The sequence below is a fragment of the Dactylosporangium siamense genome (assembly GCF_016862795.1).
Classification (GTDB): domain Bacteria; phylum Actinomycetota; class Actinomycetes; order Mycobacteriales; family Micromonosporaceae; genus Dactylosporangium; species Dactylosporangium siamense.
On sequence record NZ_BONQ01000180.1, the window covers coordinates 19,614 to 38,294 of the forward strand.

Genomic DNA, 18,681 nt, shown 5'->3' on the forward strand with positions numbered 1-18,681 from the left:
CATGTCGCGGCGCGGGGGATCGTACATCTGAAGCGGTATCTGGCCTGGTAAAAGGGGCCGCGCCGAGCCCGGCGGGACCGGCCGGCGGCCATCGGCGCGCCAGGACCGCGCCACCGGTGTGAAAGGCGCCTCAGAGGTTGCCGCGGCCGGCGCGCAGCACCAGCAGCGCGAGCTGGGTGCCGCCGTCGCCGATGCCGTCGCGGAACCGGTCCAGGATCTGTTGTTCGCGCGACAGCACCAGGCGGGTGCCGCCGGCGGCGAGCCGGGCCTCGCCGATCTGCTGCGACAGGCCGGCGCGCTCCTGCCACAGCCGGATGATGGTCGCGTCGATCTCGTCGATGCGCTCCCGCATGTTCACGATGTCGAGGGTCGTCACGTCGAGCGTCATTGCCGTCTCCCATGGGATCGGGGCTGGAGGCCGAGGCGATTGTCACCGAAGACGGCCGTGTCCACATGCGACGGCCGGCGCCGTCCAACTGCGATGGCGATGCAGTTGCACGGCGGCGCGACAATGTTGCGGCCGCCGTCGCCCAGAGGCGGCCGGCGGCCGGTCCCGGGTTCGCCCAGGACCCCGGAATGGAGCGTTGATGGTGCCCGGCTGACGCGCATTGTGCAGCCGGACACCGATGGGGATAATCGGTGCGCCAGAGGTTCGGGTCAGCCGATCGGGACGTTGACGGAGCGGGCCCACGTCGGCGGCGTGATCTCGGCCGCCGGCACCTGGCTCAGGATCGATCGATGCAGCTCCTGCAGCTCCTGGCCCGGCTCGATGCCGAGCGTGTCGCGCAGCCGGCGGCGGATCAGGGCGTAGTTCTGCAGTGCCTCGGCCTGACGGCCCGAGGCGTAGAGCGCCAGCATCAGCTGGGCTCGGAACACCTCGTGGTAGGCGTAGTTGGAGACGACCTTGTGGAGTTCGGGAATGATCTGCCGGGCCCGGCCGAGCAGGATCTCGGTGTCGAACAACTCCTCGTAGGCGGAGATGCGTTCGCCGTCGATGACGCGGGCCTCCTGTGCCACTGTCTCGCCCGGAATGCCCGACAGCGAGCCACCGCGCCAGACCGCCATGGCCCGGCGCAGCCCCTCGGCCGACTCCGCGAGCTTGCCGAGGCGGGCCAGGGCCCGCGCCTCCTCGACCTGACCGCGGAAGTACCAGAGGTCGGTGTCGTCGTGCCGGACGTCGAGCACGTAGCTGTCGATGTTGGTGCGTAAAGCGACGCCCGGAAGTGGGCGCAGGAGTTGTCGCAGCCGATAGATGTACGACTGCAGCGTGGTGTGCGCGGTGGCCGGCGGGCGGCCGTCCCACGCGAACCGGATGAGCTGATCCAACGGCACTTCATGGTTGGCCCCGAGCAGCAGGCCCGCGAGCACGGCGCGCTGCTTTGGCGCCGTGATCCGGATGCGTCGATCCGCGGAGCCCACCTCAAGGCTTCCCAGGATGAAGAAGTGCATGCGCCCTCCACAGTAGTGGTGGCTGTCGATCGGTCACCGCTCGAGTGCGATGACGTTCAGGGCGTCAGCGGAGGGTGTACGAGTGCCGCCCGGCATTGCAGGCAGCGTCGCACCGCTGGTGGCGACCAGCGATGGATACGTGCAGAGTTCGTCGAACCGGCCGACTCCGACGCGTAGGGGAACACGCCGGACTGCCGGGCAATTGGATAATGCCCCCGTTGAGATCCCTCGATCCCAGCCTGTCGCCGGGAATACTAACGAGGGGATATTTATGCGTCCAGTAACGCTCGACCGGCGCACGATGTCGTTCACATGGCTGGGGTTGGCCGCGACTTCTGTTCGAGTGCGTCATTTGCGCAGTCGAACACACGGACCTGTGCGGGGCGCTGTGTGCGCGCGACTTGTAGCCGGCGCCGGGCGCCGTGACACTGGTCGCGGCGGGTCGCTCACGAGCGGCGCCGCCGTTGCGCGTCGGCTGCCGGCCGGCACTTCAGTGCTCATCCACGCATTGGCGGACCGCGATACATCGAATGTTTGACATTGACGGTATTCGGATTGCCGCGCCAAACCGTGGACGGGCGTTCCCGCTTTACCCGCAATTTCGGACATTCTGGTGCGGCAGGCCGGCAGGGTACATGCGGCCGGGCGCGTCAGCGTTGGACAGACGGCGATCCGAGGTGCCCGCCGGCCATCGACGGCTCCGGCCGGCGCGCGAGCGACGTGACCTTACCGGTGAGATCCTGCGGGGTCCGCGGCGGGAGCGCGCGCTCGTGCAGCGGACTGCCGATGTAGAGCCAGCCGAGGGTGCGCTCCTGTGGGTGCAGGCCGAGCAGGTCGCGCACCGGCACCGAGTCGGCGAAGGCGCCCGTCCGCCAGATGCTGCCGTAGCCGCGCGAGTGCAGCAGCAGCATCATCGCGTGGTTCATCAGGCTGGTGGCGGCGAGCTGCTCCCACTCCGGGACGCGGTGCCCGGCCCGCGGCTGGAAGACCAGCGTGGCGAGCAGTGGTGCGCGGTGCGCCTTGGCGGCGGCCTCCGCCGCCCGCCCGGCCTCGGCCCCGGCGGCGAAGCAGGCCCCGAGCGCGTCGCGGTCGGCGTCGCGCACGAGAATCCAGCGCCACGGCCGCAGCTGGCCGTGGTCGGGCGCGGTGGCCGCGACCGCCAGCAGCTCGGCGAACTCCCCGGCGCTCGGCGCCGGCTCGACGAGGCTGCGTTCGCTGCGGCGGGTGAGGATCGCGGTCAGGACGTCCATGCCAGGTGCTCCCGTCGGTCGCGTGTGGGCCGGGATCGATTCTGTACCGCCGGATCACCCGCCCGGATCACCCGCGACACCGGCGGGGGACACACCGCCAGCACCCGGCTACCGGGGCGCCACCGGCGCTCGTCCGAGCCGGCGGGCGACCGGGCCGGGCGCAGGCTCGGCGGGGTCGCGCCGCGGTGGAGGCCAACTGACGTTCGGCTCGAGCATGTTGTGACCGCTGTCGCGGCGGTGTGACGATCGGCGGCCGGAGCACGATTTCGGACCTCATGCCCGCGCAAGGAGTGGCCCACCCATGGATCGTGAAGCCGATGTGCAGCTACCCCGCGGCATGTTCGCCACCCTGCGCCTGCTCGGAGCGGCCATCCGGCTGGTCTGGGCCGCCGGGCGCCGCGACTTCGTCCTCATCGTCATCCTGCAGCTCATCCAGGCGCTCGGCTTCCTGGTGCTCCTCCTGCAGTTCCAGCAACTGATCACGGCGCTCATCAAGGCCAACACCGGTGACACCGCGGAGGGCCTTGCCATCGGTCTGGTCCTGTTCATCGCTGCGAACGCGCTGATGGGGCTGGCCGGGGCGATCATCAACAACCGCCGGCAGATCATCGGCGAGCGCGTCACCCTGTACATCAGCACCGAGATCCTCAAGGTCACCTGCCTGGCGGAGCTCGACGACTTCGACGACTCCACCTTCCACGACCGCCTGCAGCGCGCCGCGGGCAGCGCCGCCAACCGGCCGATGATGATGGTGCAGAGCATGATCGACATCGGGCAGAACCTGTTCGCGCTCGGATCGCTGTGGTTCGCGCTCGTGATGCTGCAACCGTGGATCGGCATCTCGCTGCTGCTGGTGGCATTCCCGGTATGGATCGGCGGAACGCGCGTCGGCGAGCACTACTTCACCTTCGTCGTGCGCATCGCGCACCTCGACCGGGCCCGGATGTACCTGTTCCAGCTGCTGACCATGCGTGACCCGGCCAAGGAGATCCGCGCCTTCAACCTGGCGCAGCACCTTTCGGAGCGGTGGCGCACGTCGATGATCGAGCGCATCGGCATGCTCGCCTCCACGCTGCGGCGCCAGCTGCGCGCCTCGGTCATCTCGACCTTCGGCAGCAACCTGGTCCTGGCGCTCGCCGCCGTGACGCTCGTCGTGCTCAACCGGCGCGGGGTGCTCACCCTGGCCGAGACCGCGACGGTCGCCGCGGCCATGCTGATGTTCGCGCAGCGCCTGCTCAGCTCCGTCATGGAAACCAACCGCTTCTTCGAGTCGGCCCCGCTGGTCAATGACCTCAACGGGTTCCTGCAGCTCGGGGACGGCCTGGCGAAGCACCGCGAGGGCGCCGCGGTGGTGGGCGGATTCTCGCGCATCGAGCTCGACGACGTGTCGTTCCGCTACCGGGACGCCAACCGCAACGCCGTCGAGCATGCGGACATCCGCATCAACGCCGGCGAGATCGTCGCGCTCGTCGGCGAGAACGGGTCGGGCAAGACCACGCTCGCCAAGCTCATCGCCGGACTCTACGAGCCCCGCACGGGCGCGGTGCGCATCGACGGCACCGACCTCAAGGAACTCGACCTCACCTCCTGGCGCGAGCAGGTCGCGGTGCTGTTCCAGGACTTCATCCGCTACGCCCTGACCGCGACCGACAACATCCACCTCGGCTCGACCGCCCGCAGCGAGGACGCCGAGGGCGTGCGCGCGGCGGCGCTCGCCGCAGGCGCGGACGATTTCCTCTCGCGACTGCCCAGCGGCTACGACACGACGCTGGGCCCGCAGTTCGGCCGGGGCATCGACCTGTCCCTCGGCCAGTGGCAGCGGGTCGCGCTCGCCCGTGCGTTCTTCCGCGACGCGCCACTCGTCGTGCTCGACGAGCCCACCGCGTCGCTGGACGCCCGCGCCGAGCGTGACCTGTTCGAAAGCGTCCGCCAGTTGTACCGGGGCAAGACCGTCGTGCTGATCTCGCACCGCTTCTCCACGGTCCGCACGGCCGACCGCATCATCGTGCTCAAGAACGGCGAGATCGTCGAGCAGGGCAGCCACACCGAGCTGATGGCGGGCGACGGTTTGTACGCCGAGCTCTTCGCCATCCAGGCCAGCGCGTTCCTGGAGGCCGATCTCGAGGAGACAGCCGGCGAGCCCGCGACCGTCGAGCCGTAACTCGGCCCGCAACGCCGCGGACCGGGCGATCGGTACGCTGTTGGCGGACCGTATCGCTCGGATCGGGGAGGCGGCGTGCTAGCTCGGCTGGGCCGGTGGTTTCGAGCAGGATTCCCGAGACGGTGGCGGCGCCTGGGGTTGCGGTCCCGGATGGCCGTCTCCTACATGCTGGTCTCGGCGGCCGCCGTCCTGCTCGTCGAGGTCGTGCTGCTCGCGATGACGGTGCCGCGCATCCGCGACGCCGACCAGCTGGCGGATCAGGCCCGGCAGCGCGCCACAGCGGCCGAGCAGAACGTGAACCGCCTCAAGGCCGAGGCGCTCGCCCAGACCGTGGCGAACGCGGCCGGCAAGGCGGCGGCCGCGGCGGCCAGCGGTTCGCCCGCCGCGACCGACGCGAGCCTGCTCGACGCGGCGGCCGGCGGCTTCGCCGATCCCGCGGTGACCGATCAGATCGCCGCGGCGCGGCTCAACGACTGGGCCGACGCCGTGGCGCAGGTGGTGGCGGGCGCCGACGGCCACGTCGTCGCCGCGAACCCGCCCGACTTCCTGCCGGCCGGCGTGATGATCCCGGCGGCCGCCCGCGGCACGCACGCCCAGTCCGGGCTCTCCGACGAACAGGGCCGGACGAACTACTGGGCCAGCATGCCGATCGAGGTCTCGAACGCCGGCGGCGCGGCGCGGCGGACGATCGGCGTGGTGTACGTGCTCGTCCGCACCGCCGACGCCGTCAAGGGAGGCAGTGCTGCCGACGACCGCGGCAACCCCGTGGACACCGCCGACCCGGGCTCCGACTCGGCGACGGACACGACGGTCGGCTCGCTCGTCGTGCCGGGAATCGTGGTGCTGGCCCTGCTGCTGCCGGTCGGCGTCCTGTTCGGGCTGCTGAGCACGGGCCGGCTCATCCGGCGGATCCGCCGGCTGTCCCAGGGCACCGCGGCGATGGCCGGCGGCGACCTGCGTGCGCGGGTCCCGGTGTCGGGCGGTGACGAGGTCGGCGGCCTGGAGCGCGCCTTCAACAGCATGGCCGAATCCCTCGACGAGGCGGTCGCCGAGCAGCGCGTCGCGGCCGGCACCGAGGCCCGGCACGCCGAGCGCAACCGCATCGCGCGCGAGTTGCACGACTCCATCTCCCAGGACCTGTTCTCGGTCGGCCTCGTCGCGACCGGCATGCGCAAGGCGCTCCCGGCCGGCACTGAGCTGTTCGAGCAGGCAGCGTCGATGGAGCGATCACTGGCGCGGACGATGCGCGAGATGCGTGCGCTGCTGCTGCAGCTGCGCCCCGTCGCACTCGAGGACCTCGGGCTCGCCGCGGCGCTGGAGGAGCTGTGCCGCGTCTATCAGGCGCGCCTCGGGATCGCTGTCGAGGTGCACGTGGAGCCGGCGGAGCTCGAGCCGCAGGTGGAGCACGCGGTGCTGCGGGTGGTCCAGGAGGCCATCGGCAACGCGATCCGTCACGGCGACCCGGCGGTCATCGAGCTACGAATGGCGAAGACCGCCGCCGGCATCGAGGTGACGGTCCGCGACGACGGCCGCGGATTTGATCCGTCGTCCGCGACCGGCCGCCACGGCATGGGTCTGGACCTGATGCGTGAGCGGATGCAGGAGGTGGGCGGCACGGCCGACATCGTCAGCGCGCCCGCCGAGGGCACCACGGTCACCGTCTCGCTGCCCGCGTAACGCGTCCACGCGGCGATGGTCGGCGCATGGAGCGGCGTATGCGGCAGGTTGGACGCCCGTCCCGTGCCGTGTTTTCCGTTGGTATAAAGGGCAGAGGTTTTGTTGGTTGCTGTGATGGGTGGTGGGTGTTGTGGCTGTTGGCACGATCCTGAGATACGACGAGGTGCGCGGTTACGGGTTCATCGCGCCCGTCGAAGGCGGTGACGACGTGTTCGTCCACGCCAACGACTTCGGCGAGCGCCGGCACATGGTCCAGCCGGGCCTGCACGTGGAGTACGAGGCCGAGAACAGCGATCGCGGCCTGAAGGTGGCGTCGGTGCGGCTGCTCGACAAGCCGGCGGATCCGGTCGCGCAGGCAGCGCCGGCGACCGTCGAGGCGCGGGTGCGGGTGCCGGCCGGCGACGACGACACGCTGTGCGACGTGCTGCTGCCGGAGGAGTTCAAGCGCGAGGTGACGGAGATCCTGCTGCAGCACGGTCCGACGCTCACCGCGGCGCAGATCACGCAGGTCCGCGCGAAGCTCGCCGAGCACGCCCGGGCCCACGGCTGGATCGAGTCCTGACGGGTGCTTGACGGGGCGGCAGCGCGGGTGCGCCCCCTCTGGATCGACAGCGAGGGCTTCGACTCCCGGGTCGGCAACACGAGCTACAGCGCCTTGGAGATCTGTTCGGCGAGCGCTGCGGTGCCCTGCCGCAGCGCGTCGCCGGAGGGGCCGGACCACAGCATCCGGTGGCAGCCGTCGAGCTCGACGTAGACCTCGCCGCTCAGGTTGTCGACGGGCTGGAAGAGCGCGAAGCGGCTCGCGTGCGCGGCGCAGGGTTGCGCGGGACCGGCCGGGAGCATCGCCGCGCGCAGGTCCGTCCAGGCCTGCGTCGACAGGGTGTCGCCCTTCTCGAAGCGGCCGCCGGGCTTGGTGCTGCCCTGCTCGCTCGGCGGCACGGTGTACAGACACAGGCGCATGTCGCGCCCCGGCGGCTCGAACGGGCGCTCCATCGGCGTCGGCCCGCTCGCCGTCACCGCGCCCACCATGTCGGACCACTCCTGCTGACAGCCGGACCTGGCGGCCGCCGCGGACTTCACCTCGCCGAGCACGGTCGTGGCGACGGTCCGCAGCTCCAGCCGGTTGACGGCGTCCTGGACCTCGATGCGCACTTGGCCGCAGGCATCGGCCGCGATCCCGGGGCGCAGCCAGCGCCCGGCCGCGTCGAGCACCGCGAACCACGCGACGCCGCGGAGCATCATGTCGCAGGCGCCGTCCGTGTGCGGTGCGTCGGGCAGGCGCAGCGCCGCGGTGAGTGCGTCGACCTTCGACCCGCGCCGCTCGAGCATCACCTGATCCTGGCCGCCGTCGGCGCGGGTCTGTATCTCCCACGCGCACACCACGACCTCGACCGGCGCGAAATCGCCCGGCAGCCGCGGCAGCTCGACGGGCTGAGGTCCGGGCCGAGGGTCGGCGAGCTCCTTCGCGCACGACGTCCAGGCGTCGTGCAGGTCGGTGGACGCCGCCGGGCCCGGCCCGCCGGCTTCGGTGGGCCGGGCACAGCCGGCGAGCAGGATCAGTGCGAGGGCCGCGATGGCGGCGGAACGTCCGGGCATGATGCTGCGACGCTACCGCCCGCTGCCCGGTTCCCTCGTCACGCGGTGCGCAGCGCGTCGGTCGGGGGCAGGTGGGCCGCCCGCACGGCCGGGTAGAGCCCGGCGATGGCGCCGGCGGCGACGGAGACCAGGATGCCGCCGTAGAGCGCCTCGGGCGGGATCAGGGTCGCCCACCCGCGGGACATCGCCATGCCGACGGTCACCCCGATGCCGATGACGATGCCGGCGATGCCACCGAGGGTGGCCAGGATCAGCGACTCGGTCAGGAACTGCGCGGCGACGTGGCCCCGCGAGGCGCCGAGCGCCCGGCGCAGCCCGATCTCGGTTCGCCGCTCCAGCACCGCGATGACCATGACGTTGGCGATGCCGATCGCGCCGACCAGCAGCGCGATCGCGCCCAGCCCGAGGATCAGCCCGGCGCCCGACTGCTTGACCTTCAGCTGGGCGGTGAGGGCGTCGGACGGGCGGCTGACGGAGGTCCGGCTGGGGTCCTCCGGGTTGGCCGCGCCGGCCAGCACCCTGGCGACATCGGCGGTGTACTCGGTCTGGGCCCGCACGTAGATGCGGCTGGGGTGGCCGTTGTAGCCGAGCAGGTGCGCGGCTGAGTCGAACGAGACGATGGCCGCCTGGTCGATCTCCGGTGCGAGCACGAACGGCTTGAGGATGCCCACGACGTTGTACCAGTGCCCGCCGACCCAGACCCGGTCGTTGCCGGAGACGTCGGTGATGCCGAGCGTCGAGGCGGCCGAGTAGCCCAGGACGGTGACCGGGACGTCGTCGTCGTTGATGAATCGACCCGCCAGCAGTGCCCCGTCGAGCGTGGTGAGCAGCGTCGCGTCGGCCGCCCGGACCGATCGACCGCCGGTGCGGCCGGCGGCGACGTGATCGTTGCGGTAGACATTGACGCCGGGAAGCTTCGCCGTCGGGGCCACCGACAGCACGTGCGGCAACTGGCGGACCATCGGCGTGGCCGTGGTCGGCAGGATCTGTTCGGCGCCGTTGGAGTTGCCGTTGGCGACGGTGAGCAGGTTGGTGCCGAGCTGGTCGATCTGGTCCAGGAGCGCCGACTGGCTCGAGCTCGTCACGCCGAGCACCGAGACGATCGACGCGATGCCGATCGCGATGCCGAGCCCGGACAGCACCGCCCGCACCTTGCGCGAGCGCAGCCCCAGCGAGCCCGTCGGCAGGAGATCGGCGGCGCGCAGGGTGCTGCGGGGCACCTCGTGGGCCGGCTGGCCCGGCGATGCCTCATCCGTTTTCACTGGGAACCTGCACCTTCTGCCCTTCGGAGATTCCGTCGCCGCTGACCTCGGCGAGCCCGGCGAGATCGTCGAACAGCCCGGTCTGCACCGGGACCCGCTTCGTGCCCGTGGCACCGACGACGATGACGTCGTACTTGCCGTCGGAGACCGAGTTGAGCGCGGCGATCGGCACGATGAGCACGTCGGGGTGCGTCGCCCGGATGACCCAGACCTGCACGCTGGCCTGGTCGATGAAGCCGGTGATCTCGCCCTCGATGCTCAGCGTCACGGCCACGGTCGCCCCACCGGTGCTGCCGTTGTTGCTGTTGGCGCCGCCCCCGGTGGCGGCCGCCGCCGTGGCGGCCCCGATGGCGCTCACCTTGCCGTTGCGGCTCTTGCCGTCGGGGAGGATCACGACGACCGGCGTGTCGACCTTGATCCAGCCGAGCTGCTGGGTCGACACGGACAGGTTGACCGACGGCGTGTTGCTCGTCCCGGTCTCGACCGGCTCGCCCGGGTGCACCTGCGCGCCCGGCTTCGTCTCGTGTCCACTCACCCGGAACGCGCCCGGCAGGAACGTGATCGCACCGAGCCCCACAGCGCCGGTCACGGGGAGGTGCACGGCCTGCTGCCAACGCCGGATGGCGGCGTACGTCGCGCTGGTGAACTTCTGATCCACGGTCAGCCCCTGACCGAAGCCGAGGTCGCGCAGGTTACCTTCCAGCTGCTCGACGTCGACGCCGTCGGTCATGCCGGAGGTGAAGTCGCGCCAGGCGGGGCGGCCGCCGTACATCAGCGTCACCCGCTGCCCGTCGACCTCGTACAGCGGGTCGCCACGGTTGACCACGGTGCCGATCGGCGGCACCCATGTCAGCGTGCCCTGGCCCCCGGCGGTGAGTGCGTAGGAGCCGGCGTAGCCGAGGGTGCCGCTGACATACTGGCGCTCGGAGATCGTTTTGCGGGTCACCTCGGCGGTGGAGGTGCTCACGGCGGTCGGCACCGGGGGACCGTCGTGGTGACGCAGCTGCTCGGTCGTCACCAGGCCCGCGACTCCGGCGACACCGATCAGCGCAACGCCGGTGACGACCTTGCTGGTGCGGCTCATGCCGGTCGGCCCGCGCCGCCGGTCGGCATCGGGCGGGCGGTGCTGTCCAATGCGGTCATGGTAATACGATCGCCCGGAACATCACCCGGGCGCTTCCCCCAAAGGTAATCGCGGCGGGGCGCAATTTGAGGGGGTGGCGCTACGCGGCGGACGGCATGGAGCCCGGCGTGGTCAGCTGCGTGGCCGGGATCTGGCGCAGGATCGACTGGTGCAGGTGCTGCAGGGCCGGCCCCGGCTCGATGCCCAGGCGGGTGCGCAGCCGCTGCCGGATCGCCGCGAAGCTCTGCAGCGCCTCGGCCTGGCGCCCGGAGGCGTAGAGGGCCAGCATCAGCTGGGCGTGAAAGGCCTCGTGGAACGGATACTCCGAAGCCACCCGCTGCAGCTCGGGCACGATCTGGCGGGTGTTGCCGAGCAGGATCTCGGCGTCGAAGAGCTCCTCGTAGGCCGACGTCCGCTCGCCGTCGAGGACCCGGCCCTCCTGCCGCAGCGCCTCCCCGGGCACGCCGGTGAGCGAGTTGCCCCGCCAGATGGCCACGGCGTCGCGCAGGCGCGCGACCGACTCGGCCCACTGGCCCAGCGCGGCGTCGGCGCGGGCCTGGTCGACCAGCCCGCGGAAGGTCCACAGGTCGGTCTCGGCCTCGGCGACCTCGAGCATGTAGCTGTCGATGTTCGTGCGCAGCTGCACCTGCGGGAACGGGCGCAACAGCTGGCGCAGGCGGTAGATGTACGACTGCAGGGTCGTCTGCGCGGTCGCCGGCGGCCGGCCGTCCCACACGTAGCGGATCAGTCGGCCGACGGGTACCTCGTTGTTGGCGCCGAGCAGCAGCGTGGCCAGCACGGCCCGCTGCTTCGGCGCCGATATCTGCACGCGCGCTTCGGGGCTGCGCACCTCGAGCGCGCCCAGGATGAGGAATTGCACTGGGCCTCCAGAGCCATGACTTCGTGCGTCGCTCCCTGTCCGGCGCCGCGGTGGGCCGGAGACGGGGACGGTGCCGCTCGGGCTGGGTGACTCACGTTCGCCATCGATGCCTTGCGCGCTGCGGCATCGTGAGCCGCGCCTCGCTGTGCGACCGCGAGATCCTTTCGCGACCGCGAGCGATCGTATCGACGGGCGCCGAACCCGTCCAGTGTGCCCGGAGACGCCCGCCCGCCACGGCCGCACTGCGGCGTCACCGCGGGGCGCCGCGTTCGAGTGCGGCATCGACGCAGTTGGACACGGAGGCCGCCGGCTCGCACTGCACGGGCTGCTCGATCGAGCCCCGGTCGAGCCGGGATCGCGCATCGCCCCGGCGGGGCGCCCGCGGCCGTACGATTCCGAGCTGTGGACCGGGTGTGGCCGCTGATCGGCCGGGCCGAGGAGCTCGGGTTCGTCGAAGCCGCGATGCGCCGGCGCACCGGCGCGCGCGGTGTCGTCCTGGCCGGCTCGGCCGGGGTGGGTAGGACCCGGCTCGCGCAGGAGGCCGTGCGGGGCGCGGGGCGCCGGTGCGGCGGGACGACGATCTGGGCCACCGCGACGGCCACCGCCCGCCACATCCCCCTGGGCGCCTTCGCGGGGCACCTCGGCGGCCTCGGCGAGGATCCCGCGCGGGTGCTGCACCACGCGGCCGAGGCGCTGCTGTCCGGCGTCGGCGACGGGGGCCTCGTCGTGGGCGTGGACGACGCGCACCTGCTGGACCACCACTCGGCGCTGCTGGTGCATCAGCTGACGACGCAGGACCGCGCCCGCCTGGTGCTGACGGTCCGCAGCGGTGAGCCGGCGCCGGACGCCGTGACCGCACTATGGAAGGAAGGCACACTCGAACGGCTGGAACTGCAGCCGCTGTCCGTGCCGGCGACCCACGAACTGCTCGCCGCGGTGCTCGGCGGACCACCCGACAGCGCGCTGAGCGCGGCCATGTGGCGGCTGACCCGCGGCAACGTGGTGTTCCTGCGGCACGTCGTCGAGGCGGAACGCGCCGCCGTCCGGCTCCGCGAGGTGCGCGGCGTCTGGCGATGGGCCGCCCGGCACGAGATCTCGGCCGCCCTGGCCGACCTCATCGACGCGCAGATGGGGATGCTGACACCGCCGGTGCGCGACGTCGTGGACCTGCTCGCGCTCGGCGAACCGCTCGGCATGCCGCTGCTGTGCCGGCTGGCCGACCCTGCCGCGGTCGAGGAGGCCGAGGCCGGCGGCCTGATCCTGGTCGAACGCGATGGCGACCGGCACAGCGTGCGCCTGGCCCATCCGCTCTACGGCGAGACGCGCCGCGCGCGCATCGGCACCGTCCGGGCGCGCCGGCTGCGCGGGGCCGTCGCCGCCGCACTGGCCGCCGCGGGCACCCGCCGGCCCGACGACGCGCTCCAGCTGGCGACACTGGCCCTCGACTCGGACTATGAGCCGGGGCCCACGCTGCTCACCGCCGCCGCCCGCCGGGCCGCCGAGCTCGCCGATCGCGGCCTGGCCGGGCGCGTCGCCCGTGCCGCCGTGGCCGCCGGAGGCGGCTTCGAGGCGCAGCTGCTCGTCGTCGCCTCGCTCACGCCGGACGTGCCGCCGCCCGACGCCGACCTTGAGTTCGCCGCCCTGACGACGCTCGCCACCGACGACGACGCGCTCGTCCGGGCGACCGTCCTGCGCGTGCTGCATCTGGCCTTCGACGCGGCGCGGCCAGACGAGGCGCAGGCCGTGCTCCGGGCCGCGGAGCGGGGCGCGGGCACCCCCGAAGCGGCGCTGCAGCTGTGCGCCGTCCGCGGGCATCTGGCGGGCGCGCTCGGCCGGCCGGCCGAAGCGGTGGCCGCGGCGAGCGCGGCGCTGTCGTCGCCGACGCTGCCCGACGAGGCCGTCGTGCTGGCCGCGTGCGGACTCATCGGAGCGATGGGGATGCTCGGCCGCGCGGACCGCATCCCGGCCGTGGCGGCGCGGGCCGAGCCCGCCGCGGCCCGGCTCACCGGGCTTGCGCACCTGCGGCTTTCGCTGGCCCGGGCCACGTCCGGCGCGCTGCGGCTGGCCGGCCGGCTGGACGAGGCGTCCTCGGTGGCCAACGGCCGGCACGGCAGCGATCGGCACGGCACCGCTGGACACGGCGCTGATCGGCACGGCGCTGATCGGCACGGCACCGGCGGGGCCGAGCTGTCGGCGTACCTGATGGGCGAGGCGGCCCTCAGCCGCGGCCGGCTGGGCGACGCCGTGCGCTGGCTGCGCGAGGCACGGGCCGGTCTCGCCGAGTCCGGCGGCGCCGGCGGCGTGCTGTTCCTCAACCTGGTGGCGCTGGCCCGGGCCCTGGCGCTGCGCGGCGATGTCGACGACGCCCGGATGGCGCTCGCGGAGGCGGAGGCCGAGCGGCATCCGGCGATGGTCACGGTCGAGCCCGAGCTGCTGCTGACCCGGGCCTGGATCACCGCGATGGAGGGGTCCGTCGTCGCGGCGGTGTGCCTGGCCCGCGAGGCCGCCGTGCTGGCCGCGGCCGGGTGGCAGCCGGCCGGCGAGGTGCTGGCGCTGCAGCACGCGGTGTGCCTCGGCGACGAGACGGCCGCCGACCGGCTCGCCGTGCTCAGCGCCACCGTGACCGGGCCCCGGGCGCCGGCCGCCGCCGCCCACGCCGCCGCGCTCGCTGCCGGCGAAGGGGATGCGCTGCGGGCCGCCTGCGCCCGTTGGGAGCGCATCGGAGACCTGACGGCCGCGGTCCACGCCGCCGCCCAGGCGGCCGCGGCCTACACCCGTCGGGGGCGGCGGGGCGCCGCCCTGCTCGCGTCGGCGACGGCCCAGCGGATCGCGGAGGCGGGCGGCTTCGCGCGGCCGCCGGTCCTGGCGGCGATCGAGTGGCCCTCGCCGCTCACCGGCCGGGAGCGGGAGATCGTCGCGCTGGCCGCCCGCGGCCTGGCGAACAAGGCCATCGCCGAGCGGCTGGGCGTCTCGGTGCGCACCGTCGAGGGGCATCTGTACCGTGCCGGGGCGAAGCTGGGCGTGACCAGCCGGGCCGGCTTCGCCGACGTCCTTCGGGTCGCCTGAGCGCTACTGCGGCGAGCCGATCGGGGCCGGCGAGGTGTCCGCGGGGGCCCGCGTCGCGGCGTCCGGCGCCGACGCCGGCTCGAACCGGGACAGCAGCGGCCCGACGAGCCCCGTCGTGACCACGGCCATGATGACCATCATCGTGTACATCGGCGTGTCCAGGACGCCGAGGCTCAGCCCGGCGTTGAGGATGACGAGCTCGGTCAGCCCGCGGGCGTTCATGAGCAGGCCCAGCAGGCCGGCCTCGCGCCAGGGCAGCCCGCTGATGCGCCCCGGCAGGACGCTCCCGACGAGCTTGCCCGCGCAGGCCACGCCCAGGATCGCGGCCAGCTCGACGTAGTTGACCCAGGTGAGCCCGCCGATCTGGACGCTGAGGCCGGTGACGATGAAGAACACCGGCATCAGCAGCTGCCCGGCCGTGCTCAGCGGCCGGCGCAGGTGGACCTGGAGCGTGTCGGCGGGCTCGCGAGGGGTCACGAGGCCGAAGACGAACGCGCCGAAGATCGAGTGCAGGCCGACCCAGGTGCTGGCGTAGGCGCTCAGGAACACCCCACCGGCGACGAGCACCATCAGGTTCGCCGGCCGCCCGCCGGCCAGTCTCCCGAAGAGCCTGGCGAGCAGCGGCCGCACGACGTACCACATCGCCAGCAGGTACAGCAGCGACAGGACCATGGTCTGCCAGAAGGCCGCCGGACCCGACGCGGTGACCAGCGCCGAGACCAGCGCGAGGACGCACCACGCGAGGAGGTCGCTGATCGCGGCGCTGGCCAGCGCGAGCGCGCCCACGCGTGTATGCATGAGCCCGCTGTCGCTCAGAATCCGGGCGAGCACCGGGAACGCGGTGATGGCCATCGCGGCGCCGAGGAAGAGCACGAAGCCGGCGGCCGGCACGTGGTGGCCGCCGGTCGTCGAGTGGCGCGGATACAGCAGGGCGGCCAGGCCGGCGCCGACGGCGAAGGCTACGGCCATCGAGGAGAACGACACCCCGACGGCGGCGGTGCCGCGCCCGCGCAGCAGCCCACGGTCGAACTCCCAGCCGACCATGAACATGAACAGCAGCAGGCCGATCTGCGCGATCGCCGAGAGCATCGGCCGCACCTCGGCGGGGAAGAGCCGCCCGGTGAGGTCGCCCGGCAGCAGGCCCAGGACGCTGGGGCCGAGCACGATGCCGCAGACGATCTCGCCGACGACCACCGGCTGGCGCAGCCTCGTGGCCAGCCGCCCGAGCAGCCATCCGCCGATCATGATGACCGCGACGCCCATGACGGCCGTCGCGATGGTCAGGTCTGCGTGCGTTGCCGGACTCTGCATCGCGCCTCCAAGCCGATGGGCCGGGCCCGAGTCTGGCAGCGGCGGGGCCGGTCGGGGTGCGACGGCCAGCCGTCCGACAACGCACCTCCACGGCGGCGCCAGTGATGCGTGAGGCCGTGGCGCAGGGGTGGCGGTTCGGTGGCGGGACATTGCTCGCCGTTTCGGGCCGGTGACAGCATGGCCGCGCATCAGACTGCGGACGCATCAGTCGCCCCGGGCGGCTGGCCAGCCCCACGGGAGCATTGCATGACCGTCCTGCGTATCGGCCACATCGAGATGTACGCGGCCGACCGGCCGTCGGCCGTCGACTACTTCGTATCCGCCTTCAACTTCACCGACGTCGCGCACGCACGCACCGCCGGCGCCGAGTCGTCGCTGCTTGAGTGCGGCGATGTGCGCCTGATCGTCACCGACGGGCCGTCGACCGCGGAGTTCATCGAACGGCACGGCGACGGCATCGCCGACATCGCGTTCGTCTGCGACGACGTCGACGCGACGCGCGAGCGGGCGTTGCGGGCCGGCGCCCGGCCGGTCGGCGAAACCGCCATCGAGGGATTCGGCGCCGTCCGGCACAGCCTGCTGCCCGAGTCGACGAGGTACACGCCGCCCCCGCTGCCGTGGACCGCCGCCGAGCGGCCCGGCCGCGACCGGCCGCGGCACATCCTGGCGCTGGACCACATCGCGGGCGTCCTCACCGGCGGCGACCTGCACGAGCGGGTGGCGTTCTACATCGATGCGCTCGGCTTCCACCGGTACTCGGGCGAGTTCATCGAGATCGGCAGCCAGGCCATGGACTCGATCGTGGTCCGCAACGACGCCGGCACCGCCACCTTCACCTTCCTCGAGCCGGTCACCTCCCGCAGCGCCGGCCAGCTCGACGCGTTCCTCGAGCGCAACCAGGCCTCGGGCGTGCAGCACCTGGCGTTCCTCGTGGACGACGTCGTCGCCGCCGTGCGGGACTTCGAGGCCGGCGGCGTGGAGTTCCTCAGCACCCCGGGCGCCTACTACGACGCCCTGGCCGACCGCCTGCAGGAGATGAGTCTCGAGATCGCCGACCTGCGCGCGACCAACGTGCTGGCCGACCGCGACGAGTGGGGCTACCTGCTGCAGCTGTTCACCCGGTCGCCGTACCCCCGCAACACGCTCTTCTACGAGCTCATCCAGCGCCGCGGCGGCCGCGGCTTCGGCAGTGCCAACATCCGCGCCCTGTACGAGGCGGTGGAGCGGGACCGGGTCATCGCCGATTGAACCGTTGGTATCGCGATGGGGTTGCCCTGTCGGCCGGCTGGCGATCTCTGGCCGGCCCGGCGGCCCCCGTGCGAGCGTTTCGTCAACCGAGTGACCAGGAGGATGCTGTGCGTACGGTCAGCTTCGACTTCGAGAACCCCGAGGCGCGGTTCAAGGTGCTCGTCAACGAGGAGGAGCAGTACTCGCTGTGGCCGGGTGACCTGCCGGTGCCGGGTGGCTGGGCCGAGACGGGGGTGCACGCCTCCAAGGAGGAGTGCGACGAGTATCTGCGTAAGACCTGGACCGACATGCGGCCCAAGAGCCTGCGCCTCGCGCTCGACGGCCAGTGACACGCCGGGATCGATGGCCACGATCGAGGACGCCCCGATGAGATTGTCGCCGGCACCGCTGGAGGACTGGCTCCGCGACTACTACTTCACCGCCGAGATCGACATCAGCTCCAGCGGTGTCGAGCCGTACACGATGGCCGAGCTGCGGGCCGTGGCCGGCGTCCGCCACGCCGACATCGACCAGCTCGTGTTCGACGACGGATACTCCCTGGGCCGCCCCGAGGTGCGGGAGGTCATCGCCCGCGGCTTCGGCAACGGCGACGCCCGCCGGGTGATGACCACCAACGGCTCCAGCGAGGCGATCTCGCTGGTGCTGTCCGCGCTGCTGAGCCCGGGCGAGGAGATCGTGGTCATGCAGCCCGGGTACCACCTCCTGGTCGAGTACGCGCGAGGGCTGGGCTGCCGCCTGGTGACCTGGCGGCTCGACCCGGCGAACCGGTGGCGCCCGTCGCTGGACGAGCTCGACTCGCTCGTCACCGACCGCACCCGCGCCATCGTCGTCAACTTCCCGCACAACCCCACCGGCGCCACCATCACCGAGCCCGAGCTGTCCCGGCTGCTCGCCATCGCCGAGAACGTCGGCGCCTACGTGCTGTGGGACGCCGCGTTCAACGGTCTCGTGTACGACACCGAGCCGCTGCCGCCCGTGTCCACCCGATACGAGCGCGGCATCGACTTCGGCACCTTCTCCAAGGGCTTCGGCCTGCCCGGCCTGCGCTTCGGCTGGTGCGTCGCGCCGCCCGACGTGCTCAGCGACTGCGTGCGGATCCGCGACTACACCACCCTGCACGTCGCGCCGCTGATCGAGCTGCTGGCGCTGGCGGTGCTCGAGAACGCCGAGGCGTTCCTCGCGCCCCGCCTCGCCCAGGCCCGGCACAACCGGGGGCTCGTCGCCGAGTGGGCCGCGGCCGAGTCCGGGCGCGTCTCGGTCGACCTGCTCGACGGCGGCGCGGCGACCTTCCCGCGGCTGCACGGCATGCAGAGCGCCGACGCGTTCTGCGACGACCTGTTCAACCGGCACAGCGTCCTGGTGATACCCGGCTCGGTCTTCGGCGAGCCGCAGCACGTCCGGCTCGGCTACGGCGGATCGACCGCGGATCTCCAGCGTGGCCTCGAACGCTTCTCGACGGCACTCTCGGAGTGGTTCTCCTGACGCAGCCGGCTGGAGCCTCGATGGGGCCGCAACCGCCACCCCCCTGGTGATGCCTTTCCGTCGTATCGGCCGCATGCCACGGTTTCAAGAGCTCGACCCGCGCGCGCCCGGACCCCGGTCCGGGCGCGGCGACGTATGTGCGCGGTGCGGCACGGGCCGCCCGATCGGATCACCTC

At 72.5% G+C, this 18,681-nt stretch carries 15 protein-coding genes; 7 read left to right on the forward strand and 8 right to left on the reverse strand.

Annotation, left to right across the window (positions count from 1 at the left end):
• Positions 1–130: 130 nt before the first annotated feature.
• The 3 genes from Dsi01nite_RS52625 to Dsi01nite_RS52635 all read right to left on the reverse strand — a co-directional run bounded on the left by Dsi01nite_RS52625 (position 131) and on the right by Dsi01nite_RS52635 (position 2,699).
• The gene (locus tag Dsi01nite_RS52625; protein ID WP_203854063.1) at positions 131–388 is read right to left on the reverse strand and encodes a chorismate mutase; all 258 of its coding nucleotides are present in this window, start codon (positions 386–388) and stop codon (positions 131–133) included.
• A gap of 269 nt (positions 389–657) precedes the next feature.
• A complete protein-coding gene (locus Dsi01nite_RS52630) occupies positions 658–1,449 on the reverse strand; it encodes an AfsR/SARP family transcriptional regulator (protein ID WP_203854064.1) in 792 nt (263 codons plus the stop codon).
• 650 nt (positions 1,450–2,099) lie between these two features.
• On the reverse strand, positions 2,100–2,699 hold the full coding sequence (locus tag Dsi01nite_RS52635; RefSeq protein WP_203854065.1) for a nitroreductase family protein: 600 nt from the start codon (positions 2,697–2,699) through the stop codon (positions 2,100–2,102).
• A gap of 301 nt (positions 2,700–3,000) precedes the next feature.
• Here Dsi01nite_RS52635 and Dsi01nite_RS52640 point away from each other — a divergent pair, with 301 nt between their 5' ends.
• The 3 genes from Dsi01nite_RS52640 (at position 3,001) to Dsi01nite_RS52650 (ending at position 7,099) form a co-directional block, all read left to right on the forward strand.
• Positions 3,001–4,860: an ABC transporter ATP-binding protein gene (locus Dsi01nite_RS52640; RefSeq protein WP_203854066.1), complete on the forward strand. Its 1,860-nt coding sequence runs from the start codon at positions 3,001–3,003 to the stop codon at positions 4,858–4,860.
• Positions 4,861–5,010: 150 nt separating this feature from the next.
• Positions 5,011–6,537, forward strand: a complete 1,527-nt coding sequence (locus tag Dsi01nite_RS52645; RefSeq protein ID WP_203854067.1) for a sensor histidine kinase — start codon at positions 5,011–5,013, stop codon at positions 6,535–6,537.
• Positions 6,538–6,667: 130 nt separating this feature from the next.
• Positions 6,668–7,099: a cold-shock protein gene (locus Dsi01nite_RS52650; RefSeq protein ID WP_203854068.1), complete on the forward strand. Its 432-nt coding sequence runs from the start codon at positions 6,668–6,670 to the stop codon at positions 7,097–7,099.
• Positions 7,100–7,182: 83 nt separating this feature from the next.
• On the opposite strand, the gene Dsi01nite_RS52655 is transcribed toward Dsi01nite_RS52650, so the two are convergent.
• The 4 genes from Dsi01nite_RS52655 to Dsi01nite_RS52670 form a co-directional block, all read right to left on the reverse strand.
• Positions 7,183–8,133 carry a hypothetical protein gene (locus Dsi01nite_RS52655; protein ID WP_203854069.1) on the reverse strand — a complete coding sequence of 317 codons (951 nt, stop codon included), beginning with the start codon at positions 8,131–8,133 and terminating at the stop codon, positions 7,183–7,185.
• Positions 8,134–8,171: 38 nt separating this feature from the next.
• Positions 8,172–9,395, reverse strand: coding sequence for an ABC transporter permease (locus Dsi01nite_RS52660; protein ID WP_239137094.1), 1,224 nt, complete (start codon positions 9,393–9,395; stop codon positions 8,172–8,174).
• Entirely contained in the window at positions 9,382–10,479 is a 1,098-nt protein-coding gene (locus tag Dsi01nite_RS52665) for a peptidoglycan-binding protein (protein WP_203854070.1), read from the reverse strand. The genes Dsi01nite_RS52660 and Dsi01nite_RS52665 overlap by 14 nt, the downstream gene beginning before the upstream one ends.
• Before the next feature lie 139 nt (positions 10,480–10,618).
• Complete coding sequence (locus tag Dsi01nite_RS52670) at positions 10,619–11,398, reverse strand: AfsR/SARP family transcriptional regulator (protein ID WP_203854071.1); 780 nt, start codon at positions 11,396–11,398, stop codon at positions 10,619–10,621.
• Positions 11,399–11,800: 402 nt separating this feature from the next.
• On the opposite strand from Dsi01nite_RS52670, the gene Dsi01nite_RS58620 reads away from it, so the two are divergent.
• Entirely contained in the window at positions 11,801–14,464 is a 2,664-nt protein-coding gene (locus Dsi01nite_RS58620; protein ID WP_275423507.1) for a helix-turn-helix transcriptional regulator, read from the forward strand.
• A 3-nt stretch (positions 14,465–14,467) separates the two neighbouring features.
• Here the strand turns inward: Dsi01nite_RS58620 and Dsi01nite_RS52680 are convergent, their stop codons facing one another.
• Positions 14,468–15,775: a cation:proton antiporter gene (locus Dsi01nite_RS52680; protein WP_203854072.1), complete on the reverse strand. Its 1,308-nt coding sequence runs from the start codon at positions 15,773–15,775 to the stop codon at positions 14,468–14,470.
• A gap of 246 nt (positions 15,776–16,021) precedes the next feature.
• Here Dsi01nite_RS52680 and hppD point away from each other — a divergent pair, with 246 nt between their 5' ends.
• From hppD to vioD, 3 genes are all read left to right on the forward strand, one after another.
• Positions 16,022–17,023, forward strand: a complete 1,002-nt coding sequence (gene hppD, locus Dsi01nite_RS52685) for a 4-hydroxyphenylpyruvate dioxygenase (RefSeq protein WP_203854073.1) — start codon at positions 16,022–16,024, stop codon at positions 17,021–17,023.
• A 107-nt stretch (positions 17,024–17,130) separates the two neighbouring features.
• A complete protein-coding gene (locus Dsi01nite_RS52690) occupies positions 17,131–17,352 on the forward strand; it encodes an MbtH family protein (protein ID WP_203854074.1) in 222 nt (73 codons plus the stop codon).
• A 13-nt stretch (positions 17,353–17,365) separates the two neighbouring features.
• Positions 17,366–18,505: a capreomycidine synthase gene (gene vioD / locus Dsi01nite_RS52695; RefSeq protein WP_203854075.1), complete on the forward strand. Its 1,140-nt coding sequence runs from the start codon at positions 17,366–17,368 to the stop codon at positions 18,503–18,505.
• Positions 18,506–18,681: the final 176 nt, after the last annotated feature.